The organism is Acidovorax sp. Root568, from assembly GCF_001427445.1.
Lineage (GTDB): Bacteria > Pseudomonadota > Gammaproteobacteria > Burkholderiales > Burkholderiaceae_C > Acidovorax > Acidovorax delafieldii.
This window is the reverse complement of the sequence record NZ_LMGP01000010.1, coordinates 469,140-484,452: the sequence shown is the minus strand read 5'-3', so window position 1 is coordinate 484,452 and position 15,313 is coordinate 469,140. Positions and strand designations below refer to the sequence as shown.

The following is a 15,313-nucleotide window of genomic DNA, read 5'->3' as shown; positions in this document are numbered from 1 at the left end:
TGTACAGTAATGCGCAGTATTTTCGAAACCGCCTCCATGAGATACCTCCGGAACCAGACAGCGCTGCCAGGCCTTCATCAAAGGACCTTGCAGCTGGTGGCAACCGCACTGGCCCTGTGCACGGTGCTGCCGGCCCAGGCCTCGCAGTCCCTGCGCTGCAATGGATCACTGGTGGGCAAAGGCGACTCTCCCGTGACGCTGCTGCAAAAATGTGGTGACCCCATCTACCGCCAGGGCGTGTGCGTTTCCATGCTGCAGCTGGGCTGGGTGGTGACGCCCTACCGCCCGGGCAGTCCCGCAGCGGTGCTGGCCAACCAGTGTGTGCCCATGGAAGAGTGGACGTACGACCGGGGGCCGGGCACCTTCCTGGGGGTGGTTCGCATCTACAACGGCACGATCGAATCCGTGCGCGACGGCGATCGCAGCAGGTAGCGGGGCCCGCTGGCCCGCCTGTCCAATGCGCTGGAAGGCCCTCAACCCTCAGGAAGCCGCGGCGATGACGATGCTGGATTCGTCAACAACCGCCGTGGCTTGCTGGCCCGCTCGAACCTTGGCTCCTTCAGCGGCAAAGCCCACCAGCTGGATGCCGCTGGGCAGCTGCAGCACCACCTCGGGGGCGGCGCCGCGAGCGACGCTCCGCACCACCCCGGCCATGGCATTGCCTGCGGGACTGCCAGGGGCCGGGGCCACCTGAACCGCCGTCGCCTTGCACAGCGCCAGCACACCAACCCCTGCCTTCAAACCCAGCAACTGGGCGCTGACCCGCGTGATGGACGCATGCAGCGCCTGCCCATCCGCCAGCAGCAGCTGCACACGCACCTGCCCTCCCACGGCCCGCACCTTGCCCACGGTGCAAGGAAACTGGTTGCGCATGCTGGTGCGCAGCGCCAGTGCGGCGCGGCCGGTCGCTGCGTCGTCGTCGCTCTTCAATCGGCCCAGTACCTGCTGGCGTGCATCCGCCAGCGCATGGGCCGCCTGCAGTACCCGCTGGCCGGCTGGGGTGAGCGCGGCCCCGCCGCCGCCGCTGCCGCCCACCACCTTCTCCACCAGCGGCACCCCGGCCAGGTTGGTCAGCGTCTCCAGTGCCTGCCAGGCGGCCTTGTAGCTCACGCCCGCGCCCCGCGCCGCCTCGGAAATGGAGCCCACCTCGCCAATGCGGCGCAGGATGTCGATGCGCTTGTCCGTGGCCTCGTGGCCCAGCACCTCGGCCAGTGGCAGTGAAGAATTGCTCATGCGGGCATGTTAACTGGGTGGTACAGACGCTTGAGGCATCGCTGTTCATCAATGGAATAGCGCAGTAGCTGACATGCTACAGTCCCGCTATTCCAATGAAGAATAGCGAGATTGTCGTGAAGCGTTTCCTGTTGTCCCTGGCCGCCTCGTTGGCGGTGGCGGTTTCGGCCCAAGCGGGTGAGGTGTCGGTGGCCGTGGCCGCCAACTTCACAGCCCCGATGCAAAAGATGGCCCGCCTGTTCGAGCAGGACACCGGCCACAAAGCCACGCTGGCTTTTGGCTCCACCGGGCGGTTCTATGCGCAGATCAAGAACGGTGCGCCGTTTGACCTGCTGCTGTCAGCCGATGATGAAACCCCAGCCAGGCTCGCCAAGGAAGGCTTGGCGGTCGATGCCAGCCGCTTCACCTACGCCATTGGCAAGCTGGCCCTTTGGAGCAAGCAGCCCAGCCTGGTAGATGCACAGGGCCAGGTGCTCAAATCCGGCACCTTCGAAAAAATCGCGCTGGCCGACCCCAAGCTCGCCCCTTACGGAGCCGCCGCAGTGGAGGTAATGACCCAAATGGGCGTGCTGAACACCCTGCGGCCCAAGTTTGTGCAGGGCGAGAACATTGCCCAGACCCACCAGTTCGTTGCCACCCAGAATGCCCAGCTTGGCTTTGTCGCCCTGTCGCAGGTGATGGCCGATGGCCGCCTGGTGGAGGGCTCGGTGTGGGCCGTCCCTGCAGCGCTCTACACCCCGCTGCGCCAGGACGCCGTGCTGCTGACCAAGGGCCAGGGTAACGCCGCAGCGGCGGCATTGATGCAATACCTTAAGGGCGACAAGGCGCGGGCGGTCATCCGCGGCTTTGGCTACGAGCACTGAGATACTCACACCCCATCCACGCCACCGCCCTTTTCCTTTATGCCCCTGGGCCCTGAAGCGCTGCAAGCCATCTGGCTGACCCTGCAGCTTGCCACCCTCACCACCCTCGTGTTGTTGCTGATCGCCACGCCATTGGCCTGGTGGCTGTCGCAAACGCAGTCCTGGTGGAAGGGGCCGGTGAGCGCCCTTGTGATATTGCCCGTGGTGTTGCCGCCAACGGTCCTTGGGTTTTACCTGCTGATGCTCATGGGGCCTGCGGGGCCGCTGGGTCAGTTCACGCAGGCGATGGGCTGGGGCCTGCTGTCGTTCACCTTCACGGGGCTGGTGATCGGGTCGGTGGTGTTCTCCATGCCGTTTGCAGTGCAGCCCCTGCTGCATGCCTTTGAGTCGATGGGCCGCCGCCCCATGGAAGTTGCCGCCACCCTGCGGGCCAGCCCGGTGGATGCGTTTTTCACAGTAGCGTTGCCGCAGGCCCGCACCGGCCTGCTCACGGCGGCCATCCTGAGTTTTGCCCACACCGTGGGCGAGTTTGGCGTGGTGCTGATGATTGGCGGCAACATCCCCGGCAAGACGCACGTGGTCTCCATCCAGATCTACGGCCATGTGGAAGCCATGGAATACGCCCAGGCGCACTGGCTGGCGGGAGGCATGGTGCTGTTCTCGTTTGCGGTTTTGCTGTGCCTGGCGCTGCTCAAGTCCCGTGGATCGCGGGTGCTGCCATGAGTGCGCCCGGCGACCTGCGCATCCGGCTCACTCTGCCGCGTGCCGACTTTGAACTGGCCGTGGACCTGCGCTTGCCCGGCAGCGGCATCACGGTGCTGTTTGGCGCCTCGGGCTCAGGCAAGACCAGCGTGCTGCGCTGCGTGGCGGGGCTGGAGCGCGCGCACCCCGGCCTGGTGGTGGTGGCTGGCGAGGTGTGGCAGGACGATGCCACCCAGGTGTTTCTGCCCACCCACCAGCGGGCGCTGGGCTACGTGTTCCAGGAGGCCAGCCTGTTCGAGCACCTGGACGTGCTGGGCAACCTGCGGTATGGCCTGAAGCGCGCCCGGTCTGCGCAGGCCGAGGCCACGCTGCAGACGGCCATCGAATTGCTGGGCATCGGCCGTCTGTTGCAGCGCCGGCCCGGCCAGCTCTCGGGCGGCGAGCGCCAGCGGGTGGCCATTGCCCGTGCCTTGGCAACTTCCCCCCGCCTGCTGCTGCTGGACGAGCCCATGGCCGCACTCGACCTGGCGCGGCGCCAGGAGATCATGCCCTGGCTGGAGCGCCTGCGCGATGAGCTGCACATCCCCATGCTGTATGTCACGCACTCTGCCGACGAACTGGCACGGCTGGCCGACCACCTGGTGGTGCTGGAGGGCGGCCAGGTCAGGGCCGCCGGGCCAGTGGACCAGGTGCTGTCGTCGGTGCACCTGCCCATGGTGCTGGGCGACGACGCGGGCGCGCTGCTGCGCGGCCAGGTGTTGGAGCGGGACACGGCCTGGCACCTGGCGCGCGTGGGTTTTGCCGGTGGCGCCATGTGGCTGCGCGACAGCGGCCTGCCGGTGGGCCAGGCGGTGCGGCTGCGGGTGCTGGCCCGCGACGTGAGCCTGACGGTGCGGGAGCCCATGCAGACCAGCATCCAGAACCACCTGCCCTGCGAGATCGACTCGGTCGCGCCCGACGCCCACCCCTCGCAGGCGCTGGTGCGGCTGCGCTGTGGGGAGTCTTTTCTGCTCGCGCGGGTCACCCGCCGGTCCCTGCATGCGCTGGGGGTGGTACCCGGCAGCCCGGTGTGGGCCCAGGTCAAATCGGTGGCGATTGTTCCTTGAGGCGACCACCTGCTGCCCTGTAGCCCGGATCCGCACGCCATCGCCGGTCTTGGCCACGACGCCTTATGGGGCCACGCACACGCCCAATGACTGACTTTTGGCCTGGTACATGGCGGTGTCTGCCGCGCGCAGGTAGTCGTCGACCGTCGCCAGCCTGGATGCGCTGGTGGCCAAGCCAACACTCGCGCCACTGATCACGGTGTGTTCGCCGATCACATAGGGTGCGGCAAGGGCGGCGGCGATCTGCTCTGCCCGTTGGCTGGCTTCAGCGGGGTCAATGGACTCCAGCAGCACATTGAACTCGTCGCCACTCATGCGGGCGACCAGATCCACCGCCCGCACGCAGGATTCGAGCCGCCGCGCTACCTGTTGCAAGAGCTGGTCGCCCACATGGTGTCCGTAGCAGTCATTGACGGCCTTGAACCCGTTAAGGTCCAGCAGCAGCACGGCAAACATCGTGGCCCCACCGCGTATTGGCTCCCCATCACCGTTCACCCCGTCGTTCTGGTGCAGTGCGATGAGTTGCGCGAGGCGATCGCGGAACAACGGCCGACCGGGCAAGTTGGTCAGCGCGTCGTAGGAGCTGCCACGCTCGGCCAGATCACTCAACGATCCCGCCATGCGCACGGGAACACCGTCTTCAAACTCGGCGAGCCCGCGCCAATTGACCCACACCAGCCGCCCCGCCCCGTGGAACGCACGGAAGTCCACCGAAAAGTTCGCGCTGTTTCCGGACAGGTGCCTGCGGTAGGCCTCCTGCACGCGAGCGCGATCCTCGCGATCAATCAGTTGCTCGAGAAAGCGCCAGCCTCCGTCGTACACATGATCGCGGCTACCCAGCCCGACGATCTGGAGAAAGCGCCCGGACACATGCAGGGCGTCCGTTCGCAAGTCCCAATACCAGATGCCGTCATTGGATCCGCGGGTCGCCAGCGAATAGCGGTTTTCGGAGCGCAACAGATCGAGTTCGGTGTTCTTCTGCTGGGTGACATCGATCATCAGGCCGATCATGCGGTTCGGGCGACCGGGCTCGACCACCGCGCGGCACAGGTCACGCACCCACACGACCTTGCCCGACTTGGCAATCAGCCGGTAGCTCATTTCGTAGGCATGGCTGTGCGTGGCGTTGTAGGCAGCATCGTCGATCACCAAGGCCTCGTCCAGATCATCGGGATGCACATGCGCCCTCCAGAAGCCCGGGTCAGCCCGCCACTCCTCGACGGAGTAGCCGAACAAGCGTTCGACCTGTGGGCTCAGAAAGGTATTGCCCACCCCGATTTCAGCCTCCCACACCACGCCATCAATGGTTTCCAGCAAGCGCAGAAAGCGCTGGCGAACTTCCACCAGCACCTGCTCGGTGACCTCGGTGATCTCGATCAGGACACCCTGGCGGCTGATCACCCGCTCTGCCGCATCCGTCTCCGGGTGGAACTGCAAACGCACCCAGCGGTAGTCCGCGTCGGCAAAGCGCAAGCGGAACACCGGCATGCCAGAGCGCATGGTGCCGATGTCGTCGGGATGCACGAACTCCAGCAAAGACCTGCCAAGCGCCGCTGCCACCGAGTGGCCAGTGAGCTTGTGCCACGCCGGGTTCAGGTACGTGATCTCCCACAGCGCATCGGTCTGCACCACCGCCTCAGGAAGCAGTTGCAACAGGTTTGCGGACGGCGTGGGAGTGGTGGGCATGCAGGGCTATTGCAAATGGATCAGATTCATGCGGGGCCGCGCTGAACAAGTCCTTCGCGCGTCGCGCGACCCGGCGTTGGGCGGCCTGCTGCGGTGCCAATCCCATTTCCGAATCGGTTGCGCGCCATCACCGGGACTGAGGCAGCGTCGCCTTGACGGATCGAAAAATCAACCACGTCAAAGCGAGTATGGCATGCATCCAAGTCACCTTTGGACTCGGTGATTTGGGTGGTTTGGGGCCGGGAGGTGTGCAAGCCAGCAACGCCCTCCCCCGCCGCTGGCTCGCTCACATCACGACGGCATCACCCGTCAGAACGCCACCTTCACCCCCACCGTCAGATTGCGCCCCATCAGCGGCGCTGCGTTCTTGATGAACGAGGTGTGCGCGTACGCCAGGCGGTCCGTCAGGTTGTTGGCCTTCAGGTACACCTGCCAGGGGGTGCCGCTGCTGAACTGGCTGTTGTAGCTCACACCCAGGTTCAGCATGCCGTAGCCGGGCGTGGCGGTTTCAAAGTCGGCCACGCGGTTCTGGCGGGCCACCTGCACCCATTCCACCTGGCCTTCCCAGGCCTGCCAGTTGGCGTCCAGCCGCACACCGGCGCGGGTGGCCGGGATGCGCGGCAGCAATCCACCACCGTCCAGCCTGGCGCGCACGGTGTCGCCAAACAGGGTGATGCCCAGATTGCGTGTGAGGCGCTGGCGTACTTGGCCTTCGATGCCGGTGAAGGTGGCGTCGGCCTGGCTGTACTGCAGCAGTTGCAGGCCGTCCAGCGCGTCGAGCGTGCGGCCATAGATGTAGTTCTGGATGCGGTTGCGGAACACGCTCACGCCGAAGGTGGTGTCGCCGCTGGTCTTCTTCAGGCTCACATCGATGTTCTGCGAGATTTCCGAGCGCAGGTCGGCATTGCCCCGTTCGTACGTGCTGGTGGCCATGTGCAGGCCCTGGGCGTACAGCTCTTCGGCCGACGGGGCGCGGCTGGCGCGGGTGAACGAGGTGCCCACCTGGTAGCCCGGCGTGAACTTCCACACCGCGCCCAGCGACGCCGAGGTGCCGTTGTGGCTGCGCTCGATGCCGCTGGTCTGGGCCTCGGCCGTCTGGCGGTCGTGGCGCAGGGCGGCTTCAAAGCGCCAGTCGCTCCAGCGGTACTCCTCCAGCACGAAGAGGCCTGTCTTGCGGGTCACGGTGGGCTGCACATAGGCCTCCTCGCCCTCGGCGCTGAACTTGCGCTGCGAGGTCTGCAGGCCGATCACGCCCTTGAAGCCGCCGATGGGCTCGTGCTGCAGCTCGACACGCGTGTCGTAGGCCTTGTTCTTGAAGGTGGTGCTGATGGCGCCGTCTTCGACCTCGTCGTGTTTGTAGTCGGTGACACCCGCACGCAGCCGCAGTGCCGAGAAGCCCGCAAACGGGTTGCGCAGCTCGCCCCGCACGTCAAAGCGCTCGCTGCGCAGGTCGACCACCGGTACATCGCCTGCGGCGGCGTCGTGGTCATGGCCGTCGGCTTCGTCGTCAGCGTGGGCGCCGCAGTGCAGGTGGTCGCCATGGGTGTGGCAGCCGTCAAAGCTGTGGTTGTGGCCGGGCAGACCGTACTTGGCGGTCTGGCGGGTGTAGGCCGCCCCCAGGTAGCCCTGGTCGCCCACCCACGACAGGCCCACGCTGCCGGTGTCCGTGCGGTTGAAGCTGCCCAGCACCTTGCTGCCGCCCGACCAGCCCTTACCCACCCGGTAGTCGCCCGCATCCCGAGCCACACCTTCCACATGCAGGGCCAGGTTGCCCGCACCGCCGGTCAGCGAGAAGGCCCCGGCGCCCTCGCCCGCCCCCGAGTTGGCGCGCAGCTCGGCGCTGCCTTCGTAGCCCTTTTGCGGAATGGCGGTGGGCACTTTGCCGTCCAGCACGTTGACCACGCCGCCCACGGCGCCGTTGCCATAGACCAGGGCCGAGGGGCCGCGCAGCACCTCGATCTGCGTGGCCAGGAGCGGCTCGGACACCACGGCGTGGTCGGGGCTGATGGTGGAGGCGTCGTGCAACTCGGCGCCATCGCTCAGCACCTTGACGCGCGGGCCGTCCATGCCGCGGATGATGGGCCGGCTGGCGCCCGCACCAAAGTGGCTGCTGGTGATGCCGGGCTCGCTGTTCAGCGTTTCGCCCAGTGTGGCCTCGCGGCGGCGCACCAGTTCATCCCCTTCCAGCACAGTGGCGGGGGTGGTCATGTCGCTGGCGCCCAGTTGCAGGCCGCTGGCCGACACGGTGACAGCGGGCAGGCTGGGTGCAGCGTCAGCCGCCGCAGCGGGCGCGGGTGCAGTCTGCGCCAGGGTGGCAACGCTGGTGCCAGACAGCGCCAGCAGGGCCGCCAGGGCCACAGGGTGGAGCGCCGGGCGCGCACGGCGGGAAGCAAAGCGGTGGGTAGAAAAGGTGTGGGTCATGGTGGTGGCCTGCAACAAGGCATGCGCGGCGCTGGCGGTGCCAACGCACCTGCGCATGCCGACCCGCGCTCAGGGCGCGGGTTGATGAATAAAAACCGCTGCAAGCGCTAGTGAAATATGCGCTAGCAGCTATGAAAACAGGAGTAAAAATGGGCGGCGCGCCGTGGTACGGCCGCTGGCAGCTGCCAAATCGGCCTGCATACAGCGGCTTGCATACCGCGCCCTGCGCCAGCAGCACAACACCGCCGCGTTGCCCTGCAAGGCACACAGCGGGGACGCCGGCTGAGAAGGTGGGGCTGGAGGTGCGCAGCGTGTCAGGCGGCCGGTGGGCCGCGCGCGTGGAACAGCGCAATGTGGGGTGTGCTCGCCCGCCCTGCCGCATGCACGGCCGGCGGCAGCGGCGCATCGGCCGCAGGCAGCGCCAGCGGGGCGGCATGCAATGCGTCGCCCAGCGCCAGCTGGTCGAGCAACAGGCAGTCCACCGGCGCGTGGTGGGCCAGCAGATAGGGCAGCCACAGACCGTGGCCGGGTGTGGCGGCGGGGCGCGCAGTGGGGGCCGGGTCCCACGCCGGCTGCCCGGGCAACGAAGAGGGCGCGGCCAGCAGCCCGGCATGGGCCTGGTCCAGCGCGCCCCCATGCACCACCTGGTGCAGCCGCCCCAGCGTGGGCACGACCACCAGGGCCAGCAGCAGCCACGCCAACGCCACGCGCCTCACCACCGCGCTGCGCAGGGCGGCGGACGGCAGGTGCAAAGGGCGAAGGAAGGCGCGGGTCACGTCAGGCAAAAAGGGAAAGGATTGCGGCAGAGGCTGCAGCGGCAAAAGCCGTGGATTATTTCACCGGCACCGCGTCCACCACGCGGTAGTACAGGCCATATTGATCATTGGGGAGCACGGTGAACTTGCCTTCCACCACCACGGGCTCCAGCGAATAGCGCACAGGTGTCTTGGCCTTGACCTCGACCATGCTCTCGGGCCCGCCCGGCGTGCAGAACGAGCAGGTCAGCGGCACGGAGGTGAGGATGAAGTGCGTCTGCGTCGGCTTGGCGTCCAGCGGCACCATGAAGCCCTGAATGCGCTGCGTGGTCTTGTCCATGCCCTTCTGGGCGTCGTTGAACACGGGCAGGATGCCGTCCTTGGTGGTCTTTTTGCTCAGGTCGGTCAGCACCGACCAGGGCACCACGTCGTTGCGCTGGGGCAGCGGGGCAATCGGGCTGTTGGGGCTGTGGTAGCCCGCACCCGACCCCGATGGCACGACGGTGCCAGCGCCCGCAGGCAGGGGTGACGACAGCACTGGCGCTGCGGCCGCGCCTTCCTTGGCGCGCTCAAAAGCGCCCGGCGCGGGCTTGGTGGCAGCGCCTTGCTGCGCATGTGCACCGCCTGCCAGAGCCAGCGCGGCGGCCAGACAAGCCACGCGAGCCATCAGGCCGGGGATGGGCAAGGGTTTCAAGGTGCAGGACATGGCGGGGACTCCGGGCGAACAAGCATCAAAAAAACAGGCGCTCAGTGTGCGTGTTTCATGCCGCAGTATTTTCCAATGGCCAGGTTCTTGCACGCCGCCTGCAGGTCTTTCTGGCACTGGTCGTGGCCCTTGCCGGACTCCAGGCACTTGGCGGCGGCCTCGTGGGCGGCAGCCATGGCACGGTGGCGGGCGACGTCTTCCTGGGTGTCCCTGTCGTTGTGGGCTTGCGAGTGGGCCAGGGCACCGGCGAGCAGCATGGGCGCCAGGGCGAGAGCAGCGAAAAGTTTTTTCATGGAAAGACTTTCAGGTTGAGTGGCTAGAGGGTTTATGGAGGTCAGAACTCGGGGGCCGCATCAGGGCTGGCTCAACAAGTCGGCCACATCGGTGCGGTAGGCCTGCATGGCCGGCAGCAGCGCCGCCAAGGCCGCCACACCTGCGGCCAGCAACGGCACCCCGGCTTCGGCGGGCAGCCAGATCCAGCCCGTCACCGGCAGCAAGCCCTGCGCCTGCAATGCCCAGCCCAAGGCCTGCGCCAGGCCGTGGCCCAGCAGCACCCCCAGGATGGACGCGAGCGCGGCCAGCCACAGCGCCTCCCACAGCACCAGCCCGGCCACCCGGCCCGGCGGCGCGCCCAGCATGCGCAGCATGGCCAGGTCGGCGCGGCGCTCGCGCACGGCATTCCACAGCGCGATGAACACGCTGAGCGCGGCCACGGCCAGCAGCACGCCGCCAAAGGCGCGCAGCACATCGGCACCCACGCCCAGCAGGCGCAGCAGGCGCGTGACCTCGATGGCAGGCGCCGCCGCCTGCATCGAGGTGCCGCCGTTGATCAGGCGTGGCAGCGTGATGGCCGCCATGGGCGTGCGGTAGCGCACCAGGGCTACGGTCACCTCACGCTCTTCCTTCATGATTTCCAGGTCTTCGGCATCGTTGGCCGTGGCGGTCTCGTGCACCATCCAGACGGATTCGGTGCTGGTCAGGATCAATCGGTCCAGCACACAGCCGCAGGGCGCCAGCACCCCGCTCACACGGTAGGGGTGGTTGCCATGGGCGTGCCCTCCTCCACCCAGGCCGTGGCTGCCAATGAAGGTGGCCCCCACCAGCGGCGCGCCTTGATGGCTGGCTTTGACAATGCCCCGCGCCACGCTGGCGCCCAGAACCGCGTCCATGGGCTGCTGCCACAGCGCGCCATCGGCGAACTGGGCCTCATAGTGCGCCACGTAGTCAGGCGTGGTGCCCACGATGCGAAAGCCCTGGTAGCTGTCGCCCAGGCTCAGCGGGATGACCTGCGCCACCAGCGGGTTCTTCTGCAGCGCCTGCACCTCTTGCAGCGGGATGTTGCCCGTGGGCACGTCGATGTGGAACACGCCCGCCAGGATCAGCTGCAGCGGGCTGCCCTTGGCACCCACCACCAGGTCGATGCCACTCAGGTCGCGTTCAAACGCCTTGTCGAGCTGCGTGGCCACCAGCAGCACCAAAGTGATGGCGGCCAGGCCCAGCGTGAGCACCAGCAGGTTGAGCACGGCGGCCAGCGGTCGGGACCACAGGTAGCGCCAGGACAGGCGGGCGAGTTTGAATACTCCTGAATTCATAGCTGCTCAGGCATATTCAACCGGCGCTCCGTGCCGATTTCATTCAAATTGAGGGTCTGGACACCTGCCAGGGCGGACACCACACGCTGGTCGTGCGTGGCAATCACCAGGCTGGCATCGCAGGCAGCGGCGCTGTGCTGCAGCAGGGCCAATGCATCGGCCGCCGTCTCGTCGTCCAGACTGGCCGTGGGCTCGTCAGCCAGCAGCACCTGTGGCGCCAGCAGCACGGCCCGCGCCAGCGCCACGCGCTGCGCCTGCCCGCCGGAGAGCTGGTGCGGCTTGCGCGCGGCCAGCGCTGCCACACCCACTTGGGCGAGTGCGCGGTGGATGGCCGCATCGTCACGCGGCAGCCCGGCCGCAAAGTACGCCAGCGCCAGGTTGTCCGCCACGGTGAGTGCGCTGCTGAGGTACAGCTTTTGCGGCAAGAAGCCAATAGCGCGCGAGCGCCAGGCATCGATCTCGGCCCCACGCTGCGTGCCCAGCTGGGTGCCCGCCACAAACAGGTCGCCGCCACTGGCACCGCGCAGCCCCGCCATCAGCGCCAGCCAGGTGGACTTGCCGGTGCCCGAGCGCCCGCGCAGCAGCAGCGTGCCGCCTTGGCGCAGGTCCACATCCGGAAAGCGCAGCGGCGCGGCGCCTCCCGTGGCATAGGTGTAGGAAAGCCCCCGGGTGCGGATCATGCGGCAGCGCCCTCGGCCGGGTGCGCACAGTCGGCACAGCGTCCGTGCACGGCAACGTCCACTGCCAGACTCTCATGCCCCGCAGTGGCCAGCGCCTGCAACACCTGCTGGAGCGCCTTTTGCACCTTGGCAGAACCCTGCGACAGGCGGAACTGGCGGTGGCAGTCGTCGCATTCAAACCGCGGTGCCGCGCCCTCCTCCCCCTGTGGGGCCAACGCGTAGCGCGTCACGCGGCCGGCATCGATCTGTTTGTGCAGCAGCCCTGCGGCAGCAAAACGGTCAAGCATGCGGTAGACCGTAACCTTGTTAACCGCAACGCCCGCTGCAGCCAGGGCCGACTCGACCTCGGGCTCTGACAGGGCCGCATCCGGCCGGGCTTCGTAAACTGCCGCCAACGCCCGTGTGGCGCGGGTGGCGCGCATTCCGGCTGGGAGGGACCAGGGCTGGATGCCGTGTGCGTGTGGAAGAGGCGGTGCAGACATAGGTGGTGCGGATGAACGGCGCATAACGCAATCGGGTTGCATTATGCCCGCCTGTAGCCCCGCTCTGAACGAATTTGCTCCCTCCAGGCATTGAACCCAAAGCGCAAGATCCGGACCCCGCCCCTTTTGGCAGCTGCTAGCGCGTCAGCGTCAGCCCTTCAAATACCGCGCAAACGTCTTCCTGAACTTCTCCACCTTCGGCCCCACCACAAACGCGCAGTACCCTGCATTGGGGTGGTTGGCAAAGTAGTCCTGGTGGTAGGCCTCGGCCGTGCTGTAGTTCTGCAGCGGCTTCACCTCGGTGGTGATGGGTGCGCCAAACAGCTTGTCTTGCGACATCTGGCGGATCATGGCGTTGGCGATCTCGCCGTGCTCGGGGTTGTCGTAGTAGATGCCGCTGCGGTACTGCGTGCCCACATCATTGCCCTGGCGGTTGAGCGTGGTCGGGTCGTGGGTGTGGAAGAAGATTTCCAGGATCTCCTCCAGGCTGATCTCGTCGGCATCGAACGTCAGTCGCACCACCTCGGCGTGGCCGGTGCCGCCCTGGCAGATCTGCTCATAGCTGGGGTTGATGGTGTGGCCGTTGGTGTAGCCGCTTTCCACATCGGTGATGCCGCGCACGCGGTCGAACACGGCTTCGGTGCACCAGAAGCAGCCGCCGCCCAGGGTGATGGTTTGTTGGTTGTGGGCCATGTGGGTCTCCATGCGGTGAAGTCAGACGAAAAGATCCACGGCATGGTACGCGGCATTGCCCGGCGCAGCCCGGGCAGGGGATTTGCCGGGCACACGTCGGGTCAGGCTACTCGTACTGGCGACCCTGCGCCATCAGCTCGGGCGTGCCAATCAGCGCATTCAGGCCGTCAAAGTCCATCATCCGGTCCTTGAAGGGCGCCGTGGTCTGGTGCGTGTGCAGGCTGGCGTAGTAGCCCTGCAGCGTGTGCGCCACGGCGCGGGCGGTGCCGCCGGGAAAGATCACGATGCGAAAGCCGCGCTGCTGCAGCTCGGCCGCGCTCTGGATCGGTGTCTTGCCGCCTTCGACCATGTTGGCCAGCAGCGGGATGCGGTGGGCAAAGCGCTGGCAGGCCGCGTCCATCTGCTCGGGAGTACGCAGGGCTTCGATGAAAAGCGCATCCACACCACATTCCAGGTACGCCTCGGCGCGGTTGAAGGCGGCGTCGATGCCCTCGACGGCCAGCGCGTCGGTGCGGGCCAGGATCAGCGTGTGGGCGTTGCGGCGCGCGTCCAGCGCGGCCTTGAGCTTGCCGCACATTTCGCCCACCGGCACCACCGTCTTGCCGTCCAGATGCCCGCAACGCTTGGGAAAGCCCTGGTCCTCGATCTGCACCATGGCCGCGCCCGCACGCTCAAAGCCGCGCACGGTGCGCTGGGTGTTGAGTGCGTTGCCAAAGCCGGTGTCGGCATCGACGATGACCGGCGTGCGCACGCGCTCGGTGATGCGTGCCAGGGTGTCTTCCACCTCGGTGTAGGTGGTCAGGCCCACGTCGGAGCGGCCCAGGCGCGTGTAGGCAATCGATGCGCCTGAGAGGTACAGCGCCTCGAAGCCCGCCTGCTCGGCCACCAGGGCGCTCAGGGCGTCGTAGACGCCGGGGGCCAGGATGGCGCGGGGTTCATGGAGGCGTTCTTTGAACGATGAAGGGGTCATGTCTTCAAACTTTCTGACGGTTCAGCCCGGCCGCCGTGTTCGCAGCGATGTAGCCACCGGCCACGGCGCTGAGCAGGCCGTTGCCGGAGAGATAACCCCACACCGCATCGCCCGACACGCCACGGGCCGCGCCGCCTGCGGCCAAAAGATTGGGAAATGGCTGGCCGGTCTGCCTCAGCACGCGGCACTGGGCGTCGATGTCCAGCCCGCCCTGGGTATGGAACAGCGCGCCGGTGACCTCGACTGCGCAGAACGGCGCCTGCAATGGGCGGGCAAACACACGTCTGTTGTGGTCGTTCTGGCCGCTAGCGCTAGTGGTACTTGCCAGGGTTGCTATCAATTTTGATTCGTCACAACCGATAACCGCTGCCAGCGCCTGCACGCTCTCGCAGTGTTTGACGGCACCAGCGGCCTCGGCATCGACAAAGTCCGGAAAGCTGCGCGCCAATGCGAGGATGGGCGCATCGAACACATTCCACGCCACGCCGCCCGGTTGCGCCAGCACATGCACCGACGCCTCGGAGTAGCCCTGCGTCTCGTCGTGAAAGCGCTCGCCCAGCGCATTGACCTGGATGCCGCCTTCCATCATCAGCGCCCACGAGATCAGCGCGCCCTGCGGAATGGCCCAGGAGCCGTGGCCCTGGTAGCCGCCCAGGTCTGCCAGCCGTGCGCCCAGCGCCTGGCCCCAGGCGATGGCGCTACCGTCGTTGCCTGTGTGGCCGGCGAAGAGGGCGTCGCGCATCTCGGGCAGCAGCTCGCGCACCATGGACGGGTTGCCGCCAAAGCCGTTGCAGGCCAGGATGAGTGCGTCGCAGGCCAGGTGCTCCAGGGTGCCATCAGGCCGCTCGTAGCCCACGCCGATCACGCGCTGCTGGGCATTGACCCACAGCTCGCGCACGGTGGCTTCGGTGATCAGCGGGATGTCGACCGCCGTCACCGCGTTGGCCAGGCGGCCCATCAGGCCCACGCCGGTTTTCTCGGGCGTGGCGTGCATGCGGCGCACGCTGTGGCCGGGGTACAAAAATCCATCGAGCACCTGCCACTGCAGGCCATGGCGCGCTTGCAGTGCATCGAGCGCCGGGCCGATGGCCTGGGCATAGGCCTGCACCAAATGGGGCGCTGCCCTGCCCTTGGCCTTGGCACTGATGTCGGCGGCAAACCGCTCCGGGCTGTCATCAATGCCCGCCGCGCGCTGCGCCTGCGTGCCGGGCGCGGGGATAAAGCCGGATGAGAGGGCCGAAGAGCCCAGCGGGGTGGCATCGCGCTCCAGCACCGCGCAGTCCACACCGGCGTCGTGCAGCATCAGCGCCGCCGTGAGGCCACAGGCACCGCCGCCCACGATGAGCGCCGGCACATGCGCGTCCTGCGCCACGGTGCCGGGTAGGTGCTCGGCATGGCAGATGCGGGGTGTGCTCATGGGCGCA

Annotated in this window: 16 protein-coding genes; 4 read left to right on the top strand and 12 right to left on the bottom strand. The window is 67.2% G+C overall.

Going from position 1 to position 15,313, the window contains the following annotated elements:
- Window positions 1-96 precede the first annotated feature (96 nt).
- The gene (locus ASD75_RS08790; RefSeq protein ID WP_233193749.1) at window positions 97-432 is read left to right on the top strand and encodes a DUF2845 domain-containing protein; all 336 of its coding nucleotides are present in this window, start codon (window positions 97-99) and stop codon (window positions 430-432) included.
- A gap of 48 nt (window positions 433-480) precedes the next feature.
- Here the strand turns inward: ASD75_RS08790 and ASD75_RS08785 are convergent, their stop codons facing one another.
- Window positions 481-1,233, bottom strand: a complete 753-nt coding sequence (locus ASD75_RS08785) for a TOBE domain-containing protein (RefSeq protein WP_056744823.1) — start codon at window positions 1,231-1,233, stop codon at window positions 481-483.
- 95 nt (window positions 1,234-1,328) lie between these two features.
- Between ASD75_RS08785 and modA the strand changes: the two genes are divergently transcribed.
- Genes modA through modC form a run of 3 tightly spaced genes read left to right on the top strand, consistent with a single transcriptional unit; the run spans window position 1,329 to window position 3,904 of the window.
- Window positions 1,329-2,096, top strand: a complete 768-nt coding sequence (gene modA / locus ASD75_RS08780) for a molybdate ABC transporter substrate-binding protein (RefSeq protein ID WP_056744821.1) — start codon at window positions 1,329-1,331, stop codon at window positions 2,094-2,096.
- A gap of 39 nt (window positions 2,097-2,135) precedes the next feature.
- Window positions 2,136-2,819, top strand: a complete 684-nt coding sequence (modB, locus tag ASD75_RS08775; RefSeq protein WP_056744820.1) for a molybdate ABC transporter permease subunit — start codon at window positions 2,136-2,138, stop codon at window positions 2,817-2,819.
- The gene (gene modC, locus ASD75_RS08770; RefSeq protein WP_056744817.1) at window positions 2,816-3,904 is read left to right on the top strand and encodes a molybdenum ABC transporter ATP-binding protein; all 1,089 of its coding nucleotides are present in this window, start codon (window positions 2,816-2,818) and stop codon (window positions 3,902-3,904) included. The genes modB and modC overlap by 4 nt, the downstream gene beginning before the upstream one ends.
- A gap of 63 nt (window positions 3,905-3,967) precedes the next feature.
- On the opposite strand, the gene ASD75_RS08765 is transcribed toward modC, so the two are convergent.
- The 11 genes from ASD75_RS08765 to ASD75_RS08715 form a co-directional block, all read right to left on the bottom strand.
- Window positions 3,968-5,590: a sensor domain-containing diguanylate cyclase gene (locus ASD75_RS08765; RefSeq protein ID WP_056744815.1), complete on the bottom strand. Its 1,623-nt coding sequence runs from the start codon at window positions 5,588-5,590 to the stop codon at window positions 3,968-3,970.
- Between the two features lie 309 nt (window positions 5,591-5,899).
- Entirely contained in the window at window positions 5,900-8,011 is a 2,112-nt protein-coding gene (locus ASD75_RS08760; protein WP_056745175.1) for a TonB-dependent receptor domain-containing protein, read from the bottom strand.
- 314 nt (window positions 8,012-8,325) lie between these two features.
- Window positions 8,326-8,787: a hypothetical protein gene (locus tag ASD75_RS08755; protein ID WP_056745174.1), complete on the bottom strand. Its 462-nt coding sequence runs from the start codon at window positions 8,785-8,787 to the stop codon at window positions 8,326-8,328.
- 55 nt (window positions 8,788-8,842) lie between these two features.
- Window positions 8,843-9,472 carry a DUF3299 domain-containing protein gene (locus ASD75_RS08750; RefSeq protein ID WP_056744813.1) on the bottom strand — a complete coding sequence of 210 codons (630 nt, stop codon included), beginning with the start codon at window positions 9,470-9,472 and terminating at the stop codon, window positions 8,843-8,845.
- 41 nt (window positions 9,473-9,513) lie between these two features.
- Window positions 9,514-9,765 (bottom strand): hypothetical protein, encoded by a 252-nt coding sequence (locus ASD75_RS08745; RefSeq protein ID WP_056744811.1) that lies wholly within the window; start codon window positions 9,763-9,765, stop codon window positions 9,514-9,516.
- A gap of 60 nt (window positions 9,766-9,825) precedes the next feature.
- Window positions 9,826-11,064, bottom strand: a complete 1,239-nt coding sequence (locus ASD75_RS08740; protein WP_056744809.1) for an ABC transporter permease — start codon at window positions 11,062-11,064, stop codon at window positions 9,826-9,828.
- Window positions 11,061-11,744: an ABC transporter ATP-binding protein gene (locus ASD75_RS08735; protein WP_056744807.1), complete on the bottom strand. Its 684-nt coding sequence runs from the start codon at window positions 11,742-11,744 to the stop codon at window positions 11,061-11,063. Before ASD75_RS08735 ends, ASD75_RS08740 begins: the two co-directional genes overlap by 4 nt.
- Window positions 11,741-12,166 (bottom strand): transcriptional repressor, encoded by a 426-nt coding sequence (locus ASD75_RS08730; RefSeq protein ID WP_056744805.1) that lies wholly within the window; start codon window positions 12,164-12,166, stop codon window positions 11,741-11,743. Before ASD75_RS08730 ends, ASD75_RS08735 begins: the two co-directional genes overlap by 4 nt.
- A 210-nt stretch (window positions 12,167-12,376) precedes the next feature.
- A complete protein-coding gene (gene msrA / locus ASD75_RS08725) occupies window positions 12,377-12,919 on the bottom strand; it encodes a peptide-methionine (S)-S-oxide reductase MsrA (RefSeq protein ID WP_156400979.1) in 543 nt (180 codons plus the stop codon).
- A 106-nt stretch (window positions 12,920-13,025) separates the two neighbouring features.
- Window positions 13,026-13,889 (bottom strand): oxaloacetate decarboxylase, encoded by an 864-nt coding sequence (locus ASD75_RS08720; RefSeq protein WP_056744801.1) that lies wholly within the window; start codon window positions 13,887-13,889, stop codon window positions 13,026-13,028.
- Between the two features lie 4 nt (window positions 13,890-13,893).
- Entirely contained in the window at window positions 13,894-15,306 is a 1,413-nt protein-coding gene (locus ASD75_RS08715; RefSeq protein ID WP_056744799.1) for an FAD-dependent oxidoreductase, read from the bottom strand.
- Window positions 15,307-15,313: the final 7 nt, after the last annotated feature.